Origin of the sequence: Streptomyces sp. NRRL B-24085, from assembly GCF_001282115.1 — a bacterium.
In the GTDB taxonomy this organism is placed as follows: domain Bacteria; phylum Actinomycetota; class Actinomycetes; order Streptomycetales; family Streptomycetaceae; genus Streptomyces.
Genome location: NZ_LJBR01000435.1, coordinates 1 through 8372 on the forward strand (window position 1 = coordinate 1; position 8372 = coordinate 8372).

9 protein-coding genes are annotated in these 8372 nt (G+C 74.1%); 7 read left to right on the plus strand and 2 right to left on the minus strand.

The genetic code is table 11. From position 1 onward, the window contains the following. The 5 genes from AOJ26_RS35815 to AOJ26_RS35835 form a co-directional block, all read left to right on the plus strand. The coding region (locus AOJ26_RS35815) for a penicillin acylase family protein (protein ID WP_234358758.1) at positions 1-1207 on the plus strand (1207 nt) is incomplete at its 5' end. An 8-nt stretch (positions 1208-1215) separates the two neighbouring features. Continuing rightward, positions 1216-1827 (plus strand): GNAT family N-acetyltransferase, encoded by a 612-nt coding sequence (locus tag AOJ26_RS35820; RefSeq protein ID WP_053852533.1) that lies wholly within the window; start codon positions 1216-1218, stop codon positions 1825-1827. After that, the gene (locus tag AOJ26_RS35825) at positions 1817-2284 is read left to right on the plus strand and encodes a cupin domain-containing protein (RefSeq protein WP_053852534.1); all 468 of its coding nucleotides are present in this window, start codon (positions 1817-1819) and stop codon (positions 2282-2284) included. Before AOJ26_RS35820 ends, AOJ26_RS35825 begins: the two co-directional genes overlap by 11 nt. Next, positions 2281-3033 (plus strand): SDR family NAD(P)-dependent oxidoreductase, encoded by a 753-nt coding sequence (locus AOJ26_RS35830; protein ID WP_053852535.1) that lies wholly within the window; start codon positions 2281-2283, stop codon positions 3031-3033. Before AOJ26_RS35825 ends, AOJ26_RS35830 begins: the two co-directional genes overlap by 4 nt. A 123-nt stretch (positions 3034-3156) precedes the next feature. Next, complete coding sequence (locus tag AOJ26_RS35835) at positions 3157-4968, plus strand: copper resistance CopC/CopD family protein (RefSeq protein WP_053852536.1); 1812 nt, start codon at positions 3157-3159, stop codon at positions 4966-4968. Here AOJ26_RS35835 and AOJ26_RS35840 read toward each other — a convergent pair. Beyond that, a complete protein-coding gene (locus AOJ26_RS35840; protein WP_053852537.1) occupies positions 4952-5776 on the minus strand; it encodes a DUF72 domain-containing protein in 825 nt (274 codons plus the stop codon). The two genes, AOJ26_RS35835 and AOJ26_RS35840, sit on opposite strands and share 17 nt — an antisense overlap. 31 nt (positions 5777-5807) lie before the next feature. Between AOJ26_RS35840 and AOJ26_RS35845 the strand changes: the two genes are divergently transcribed. Then, positions 5808-6587, plus strand: coding sequence for an SDR family NAD(P)-dependent oxidoreductase (locus AOJ26_RS35845; RefSeq protein WP_053852538.1), 780 nt, complete (start codon positions 5808-5810; stop codon positions 6585-6587). A 32-nt stretch (positions 6588-6619) separates the two neighbouring features. On the opposite strand, the gene AOJ26_RS35850 is transcribed toward AOJ26_RS35845, so the two are convergent. Next, on the minus strand, positions 6620-7042 hold the full coding sequence (locus AOJ26_RS35850; protein WP_053852539.1) for a hypothetical protein: 423 nt from the start codon (positions 7040-7042) through the stop codon (positions 6620-6622). Positions 7043-7154: 112 nt separating this feature from the next. Between AOJ26_RS35850 and AOJ26_RS35855 the strand changes: the two genes are divergently transcribed. Next, positions 7155-8207 carry a helix-turn-helix transcriptional regulator gene (locus AOJ26_RS35855; RefSeq protein ID WP_053852540.1) on the plus strand — a complete coding sequence of 351 codons (1053 nt, stop codon included), beginning with the start codon at positions 7155-7157 and terminating at the stop codon, positions 8205-8207. Positions 8208-8372 lie beyond the last annotated feature (165 nt).

Consider the following 8372-nt stretch of genomic DNA (forward strand, 5'->3'; position numbering starts at 1 on the left):
GGGACTGGAAGGGGGCGGAGTGCTGGAGGAGCCCGCCGTCGCGGGTACGTCCCGGCCAGGCTCCCCTCCCGCACCGGCCCCCGTCGCCCTGTCCCTGCGCTACCCGCCCCGCGTCACCGGGGACCTCGGCTTCAGCGCCCTCCTCCCTCTCCTGCGCGCCCGCCGCACCGCCGACGTGGACCGCGCCTTCGACCTGTGGGCCGAGCCCGTGAACGTCGTGCAGGCCGCCGACACCGAGGGCGGGCTGCTGCACCGGGTCGCCGGGTGGGTGCCGGTGCGGGCGGAGGCCAACCGGCTGCGGCCCGTCCCCGCCTGGGAGCCCGGGCACGAGTGGCAGGGCCGGCACGACACCCCCCGCGCCGGCCTCACCGACGGCATTGCCGTGATGGCCAACCAGCGCGGCCCCGCCACCCCGCTCGGCGTCGAGTTCGCCCCGCCCCACCGGGCGGACCGCATCGCCGCCCTGCTGCGGGAGAAGGAGCGCTGGTCGGCCGCCGACATGCCCCTGATCCACATGGACACCCATCTCGCCTCCGCGCAGCCCCTGTTGGACCACATGGCGGCCCTGGACGGTCTCAGCCCCGCGGCCGCTGCCACGAGGGAAACGATTCTCCGCTGGGACCGCCGCATGACCGCGAGCAGCACGGAGGCCGCCCTGTACGCCGCCGTGCGCAGCGCGGTCGTACGACGGCTCGCCGCCCACCCCGCCTTCGCGGCCCTGACCGAGCCGCCCGCCTACCCCGACGTCCTCCTCCCCTGGCTCGGCCTCGTCCCCCGGGTCGCCTTCGCGCTCGAACACCTGCTGCGCGCCGAGGAGCTGTACGGCGTCGACCGGGCCGAGACCGTGCGGGCCGCCCTGGAGGAGGTGGCCGCCGAACCGCCGCGGGGCACCTGGGGCGACACCCACCGCCTCGCCCCCTGGCAGGCGCTCCCCGAGCACGACCGGGACGCCCCGGCCCTGTCCGGCGACCACGACTGCGTCCTGTGCACCTCCGCGGTGCCCGGGCTCACCGACCTCGCCGCGCGCGGCCCGGCCGCCCGTTACGTCTGGGACCTGGCCCGCCGCGAGGACAGCCTCTGGGTGGTCCCGCTGGGCGCCTCCGGCCTGCCCGGCTCACCCCATCACCGCGACCAGCTCCCGCTGTGGCTGCGGGGAGATCTCGTACCGGTCGTCACCGACTGGCAGCACCTGACGAAGGAAGACTGAGGAGACAGATGTCCGACACCACCGCCCGTGAAGCGGTCCACACCCAGACAGTGGACGGCTTCGGCACCGTCCGCGTCCTGCGCCTGGACCCGCACGCCGACGCGGCGACCGTGCACGCCTGGGTGCGCGAGGAACGCGCCGCGTTCTGGGGCATGAACGGCCTCACCCAGCAGCAGGTCGCCGAGATCTACGCCCACCTGGACACCCTCGACACCCACCACGCCTATCTGCTGGAGAAGGACGGCGAACCGGCCGGGCTCCTTCAGACCTACGAGCCGGAGGCCGACCGCGTCAGCGAGTGCTACCCGGTCGAACCCGGGGACATCGGCATCCACCTGCTGCTCCCGCCCGCCGGCCCGCACGGCGCCCGGCCGGGCTGGACCTCGGCGCTGCTGTCCGCCGTGGCCAGGTACGTGCTGCTGGGCCTGGACAAGCGGCGGGTCGTGGTCGACCCCGACGTGCGCAACGAGAAGGCCATCGCCCGCTTCCTCAAGCAGGGCTTCGTGGCCGGGGACGCGGTCGTGCTGCCGGAGATCGACCTCCCCGACGTGCACCTGCCCGAGAAGCACGCCCAACTGGCTTTCCTGACAAGGGAGGTAGCCTTTCCGGGTGACGCCTGACGACCTCGTCGCCCACTACGGCCTGGAACCGATCCCCCGCGAGGGCGGACTGTTCCGGCAGACCTGGGCCGGAGCGGAGCGCGCCGACGGAAGGCCGGACGGCACGGCGATAGTGGCCCTGCTGACCTCGGACGACTACTCCGCCCTGCACCGCCTGCCCAGCGACGAGATCTGGCACCACTACCTCGGCGACCCCCTCGACCTCCTGCTCCTCGCCCCGGACGGCACGGCACGCACCGCCGTCCTGGGCCCGGACGTACTCGGTGGCCAGCACCCGCAGTTCACCGTGCCCGCGGGCACCTGGATGGGGGCCGTGACCCGCGGCGCCTGGACCTTCTTCGGCTGCACCATGGCGCCCGGGTTCACCTACGAGGGCTACGAACACGGCGACGCGGCGGAACTGACGGCGCGTTACCCGGCGGAGGCGGAGCGGATCGCGCGACTGTGCCGCCCATGAGACTCCTTCAAGGACAGGTCGCCCTGGTCACGGGCGCGGGCGGCGGCATCGGGCGGGGCATCGCCCTGCGGTTCGCCGAGCAGGGCGCGGCGGTCGCCCTGCACTGCCGTACGGCCGTGGCGGCGGCCCGCGAGGCGGCGTCCCGCATCGAGGACTCGGGCGCCCGGGCCGTCGTACTGGAGGCGGACCTGCGGGACGAGGACGCGTGCCGGCGGCTGGTCCGGGAGGCCGCCGCATGGGGCGGGGGACTGACCGCGCTGGTCAACAACGCGGGCGTGCAGCCCGTCCAGGCCCTGCCCGGGATGACGGCCGCGCAGTGGCGGGACGTCGTGGACACCAACCTGACCGGCGTCTTCGCCTGCACGCAGGCGGCCGCGGAGCTCATGGGGCCGGGCGGGTCCGTCACCCACGTCGCCTCCGTCGAGGCGGGCCACCCCGCGCCCGGGCACGCCCACTACGCCGCCTCCAAGGCCGCGATCGTGACGCACGCGCGGTCGGCGGCCCTGGAGTACGGCCCACGCGGCCTGCGCGTGAACACGGTCTCGCCCGGGCTGATCGACCGGGAGGGGCTGGCGGAGACCTGGCCCGAGGGGGTGGAGCGGTGGCTGCGCAAGGCACCCCTGGGCAGGCTCGGGCGCCCCGAGGACGTGGCCGACGCGTGCGTGTTCCTCGCCTCCCCGCTGGCGTCCTGGGTCACCGGGCACGACCTGGTGGTGGACGGCGGGGTGTCCGCCCGGTCCACGTGGTGAGCGCTCGGCGGCCCGCGTCCGTACGTATCCGGGAGACCGTGAGCCCAGGTACGGAGCAGTGACGTGAGGTGTGAGCGTGCGCGCAGCAGCACAGGCGGGCGAAGGCGAGGACTTCAGGGGCTGGTGCTGCTGGGAACCGTGCTGGTCCTGCTCCTGTTCGGCGGAGCGGGAGCGGCGTCCGCCCACGCCGCCCTCCGGGCCACCGACCCCGAGGACGGGACCGTCCTCAAGTCCGCCCCCCGTGACATCACCCTGACCTTCACCGAGTCCGTCGGTCTGCTCGACGACTCCTTCCGGGTGCTGGACCCCGACGGCAAGCGCCTGAGGGTCGGGGACGCCGGACACGGACCGGGCGGCTCGGACACGGCCCGGGTCACCCTGCCCGCCCGACTCGCCCAGGGCACCTACACGGTGGCCTGGCGAGTGGTCTCGGCCGACAGCCACCCGGTCTCCGGCGCCTTCACCTTCTCCGTCGGCAGACCCTCCCCGGCCGTGGTGGTCGCGGACACCGGCCCGACCGAGGACCCGGCCACGGAGAGCCTGTTCAACATGGGCCGCTACCTGGCCTACCTCGCCGCGGCCCTGCTCATCGGCACCGCCGTCTTCCTCGCCGTCTGCCGCCCCCCGGAACCGTCCCGGCTGCGCCGCCTGCTGTGGGCCGGCTGGGGCACCCTGCTCGGCTCGACCGTGTTCCTGCTGGTGCTGCGGGCGCCGTACGAGAGCGGCGCGGGCCCGTCGGCCGCGTTCTCCCTGAAGGCCCTCGAACGCACCCTGGGCACCCGCCCCGGTGAGGCGCTCCTGGTCCGCCTGGCCCTGCTGCTGGTCGCCTGCTTCTTCGTCGTACGACTGCTGCGGCCCGGCGCGTCGAGGCTGCCCCGCGCGTGGCAGGCGGCGGGCGGCGCGCTCGCCGTGGGTCTCGCGCTGACCTGGGCCGCCGCCGAGCACGCGTCCGCCGGGATCCAGGTGCCGGTGGCGATGACGTCCGCGGTGCTGCACGTGCTCGCGATGGCGGTCTGGCTGGGCGGTCTCGCGGCCCTGCTCACCACCCTGTACCGGGCCGAGGGACAGCTCCCGGCCGCCGTCGTCGCCCGTTTCTCCCGGCTGGCCTTCGCCTCCGTGACCGTCCTCGTCGCCACCGGCGTCTACCAGTCCTGGCGCGGCCTCGGCTCCTGGGACGCGGTCACCGGCACCACGTACGGCCATCTGCTCGTACTCAAGCTGCTCGCGGTGACGCTGCTGCTGGCGGCGGCGAGACTGTCGCGGCGGTGGACGGGACGGCTGGTGACGGTCGCGGCCCAGGCGGAGGCCCAGGCGGAGGCCGAGGCGGAGACGGTCGTACGGGAGAAGGTGGCCGAGCGGGTGGGCGGCGGCCCGGCGTCGGCGGAGGCGGAGGTCGAGGCGGAGACGGCCGTACGGGAGAAGGGGGCCGCGGCCCGGTCCGCCGCGGCCGCGCACCGGTACGGTCTGCGCCGGTCCGTCCTCGCCGAAGTGGCCGTCGGGGTCGTGGTCCTGGTGCTGAGCACCGTGCTGAGCGGCACGCTGCCGGGCCGGGCGCAGGCCGAGGCGGCCGAGGCGGGCCCGGCCACGGCAGGACTGCCCGCCGCGTCCCTGACCACCGTCCCCTTCGCGGTCGGCGGTGCCACCGGCAGCGTGCAGGTCACCCTCGACCCGGGCCGTACCGGCGACAACTCGGTCCAGGCCATCGTCTACGCGGCCGACGGCGGCCTCGCCACCGTCCCCGAACTCCGGCTGTCCTTCACCCTCCCGGCCCAGCGGATCGGCCCGATCGACGCCCGGCTCGAGAACAAGGGCGGCTACTGGGGCACGAACGACCTGACCCTGCCCCTCGCCGGCGACTGGCGGATGAAGGCGACGATCAGGGTCTCCGACGTCGACCAGATCAGCGTCACGAAGACGGTCAGGATCGCGGGCTGAGCAACTCGGCCATGGTCTCGGCGGCGTGCACGGCGGCCGCTCCGCAGCAGTTGTTGAACAGGACGTGGAGCTCGTCGGACCGTCCGGCCAGGGTCCGCAACCGCGGTACCCACTCGGCCAGTTCGGCCCGCGCGTAGTCGTACCGGAAGCGCTCCTCCTTGCTGCCCCGGCCCCAGGAGGAGCTGCGCCCGTGGAAGCGCACGACGGACAGCCGGGGCGAGGTGACGGGCGTGACCGGCGGCAGCGAGGCGGGCAGCCCCTGGCGCATGTCCACGGCGACGGCGGCGAAGTCGTACTTGCCGAGCAGCGCGCAGGTGAGGTCGTGCTGCTCCTCCTCCCACCAGGACGGGTGCCGGAACTCCACGTGGACGGGCCAGTCGGCGGTCCGTTCCGCGGTCTCCTCCAGGAACCGCTCCGCCCGCGGTCCCGGCCGCAGCCACGGCGGGAACTGGAACAACACCCCGCCCAGCCGCCCGGCCTGACGCAACGGCTCGATCCCGTCCGCGAACCGCGCCCACACCTCGTCCAACGGGACGTCGGCGAGAGCGGCCTGCTTCGCCGGATGCCCGGTCAGCGGCGCGTACGCCTTCACGTCGAACACGAAGGACTCGGGCGTGCGCTCCACCCACAGAAGGCTGTTGCGCTCGCTGGGCAGTGCGTAGAACGTGCCGTCCACCTCCACCACCGGGAACCGCTCGGCGTAGTACCGCAACCGTCCCTCGGCGTCCCGCCGCCCCGGCGGGTACCAGCCGCTGCGGACGAGCGCGGGATCGGTCCAGGAGCAAGTGCCGACGAGAATACGGGTCATGGGAGTCCGGGTACCGCCTTAGGGTGCGGGCATGACTTCCCAGGCGTATCTCTCCCGACTCTTCTCACTGGACGGCCGGGTCGCGCTGGTGACCGGCGGGAGTTCGGGCATCGGCAGGGCGATCGCGGGGGCGTTGGCGCGGGCGGGCGCGAGCGTGGTGATCGTGGCCCGCGGGGAGACGGAACTGGCGTCCGCCGTCGAGGAGTTGACGTCGGACGGCTGCCGGGCGGCCTGGGTGAGCGGCGACTTGAGCACGAGGGACGGTGTCCGTACGGCGGCTCAGAAGGCCGCCGAAGTGTTCGGTGAACCGGACATCCTGGTCAACTCCGCGGGGATCAACCTGCGTCCACCCATGACCGAGCTCACCGACGAGGTGTGGGACACCACCATGGCGGTCAACCTGGAGGCGCCCTACCTCCTGGGCCAGCGCTTCGGTCCCGGGATGGCCGAGCGCGGCTTCGGCCGGATCATCCACATCACGTCCCAGCAGGCCCACCGCGCCTTCGTGCAGAGCGGCGCCTACGGCGTCTCCAAGGGCGGCCTGGAGTCCCTGGCCCGCTCACAGGCCGAGGCCTGGTCCCCGCACGGCGTCACCTGCAACACCCTCGTCCCCGGCTTCGTACTGACCCCCCTCAACGCCCGCCTCGCCGACGACCCGGAGCAGGTCGCGTCCCTGGCCGCCCGCACGATGACCGGCCGCAACGGTCTCCCCGAGGACTTCGCGGGCGCCGCCGTCTTCCTGGCGAGCGCGGCCTCGGCCTACGTCACGGGCCAGTCGGTCTTCGTGGACGGCGGCTTGTCGGTGCACTGACCGAAGGGCTGCGGGGCCCGGGCGAGGTGCGGTCACCCGGCGGAGCAGAGACCGTCCGTCGGGCAGAACATGGCCCACACCGCGTTGTAGCCGGACCGCACGGTCAGCGAGGCCGGGTCGGGGCCGCCGTTGACGCCGGAACCCGGGTCGGGTGTGGCGGTGAAGGTGACGGTCGTGCCGACCGGGAAGCTCGCGGAGCACGGCCCGGTCGAGTTCGCCGGCGGCTCCTCGGAGCTGTACGGGTCCCAGGCGGTCGTGTGGCAACTGATCCCGGCGGGACTGCTGGTGACCGTGCCACCGCCCCAGCCGTCGATCCACGCGTACACCGTGCTCGACTGGGTCGCCCGGAGCACCTGGGCGGGCTGTGCCCCGACCGGGGCGGCGGTCGCGAGCCCGGCCGCGGCGGCGAGCGCGGCGGCGGCCAGGCCGACAGGGATTCTCGACGTCTTTCTCATCGGTGGCTCCTCCGTCGCTGCCTTCCGTGGTGTGCTGACGCCTCCATGCTTGACCTGGGACGGAGCGCGGCCCATCCCAGAAATGTGGGGAATCGCGACGTACGCTCGAATCATGGCCGTCCCCGTCGTCCCGTACGCGCGGTCGCACGAGCGGATCGTCCGTCTCTGCGAGGCGGGCGGCGACTCCCGGACCCTGCGCGAACGCCTCCTGGGCGAGCTGCGGACCGCCGTCGGCTTCGACGCCCACGACTTCCTCCTGACCGACCCCGAGACCACGGTGGGCTGCTCCCCCGTCACCGACGTGCCGTGGCGCTCGGAGGCCCCGAGGACGACCCGCCTCAGATACCTGAGCGCGGCCAACCGCTGGACGCACCTCGACGGTGTGGCCCTGCTGAGCCGGCTCCCCAGCCCCGCCGCCGGCTGCCCGTGGCGCGAGACGCTGTGCGACCACGGCATCCGGGACGTCGCCTCGCTGGTCTTCAAGGACCGCTTCGGCTGTTGGGGCCACCTCAACCTGTACCGCCGCGACCGCACCTTCACCGCCGCCGAGGCCGCCTGCCTGGCCCGTCTGACCGCCCCGGTGACCGCGGCCCTGCGGCGCGGCCGGGCGCAGACCTTCGTCGTACGACCGCCCCACGCGCGACTGCCGGGTCCGCTGGCCCTGCTGCTCGACCCCGACCTGCGGGTGCTCGCCCAGACCCCGGCCACGACGGCCTGCCTGAGCCGGCTGACGCCCCCTGGACACCACCAGGTTCCGGCGGTGCACGCGTGCGTGTACGAGGTCGCCGCCCAGTTGCTGGCGGTCGAGGCGGGGGTCGACACCCACCCGCCCCGCCTGCGGCTCCACCTCGCGGACGGCCTGTGGCTCACCCTGAGCGCGGCCCGCATCGGCGGCGTCCTGCCCTCGGACCGCCGCCACAGCATCGCCGTCACCCTGGAGGAGACGTCCCCGGCGGAACGGCTCGCCCTCTTCGCCAGGTGCTTCGCCCTGACCCCGCGCGAGGCCGACGTACTCGGCCACTTGGCCAAGGGCGGCGACAGCCGCACGGTGGCCCAGCGCATGTCCCTCTCCGAACACACCGTCCAGGACCACCTCAAGTCGGTCTTCACCAAGACGGCGACGAACAACCGGGTGATGTTGCTGGCTCGGGCGGTGGGGGCGTGAGGGGGCGCACCGCCGGGGGCTGCGGTCGCGGTGCGCCCCCTCACGCCCACACCGCCAGAGCCAGCAAGGCCGCCGTCGCAGGGGCACTGTGCGTCGGTGAGCGCGTCGTACAGGAAGGTGACAGCCATGGCAACGACGCCGAGCGAGACCCGGCGGGGGTACGGA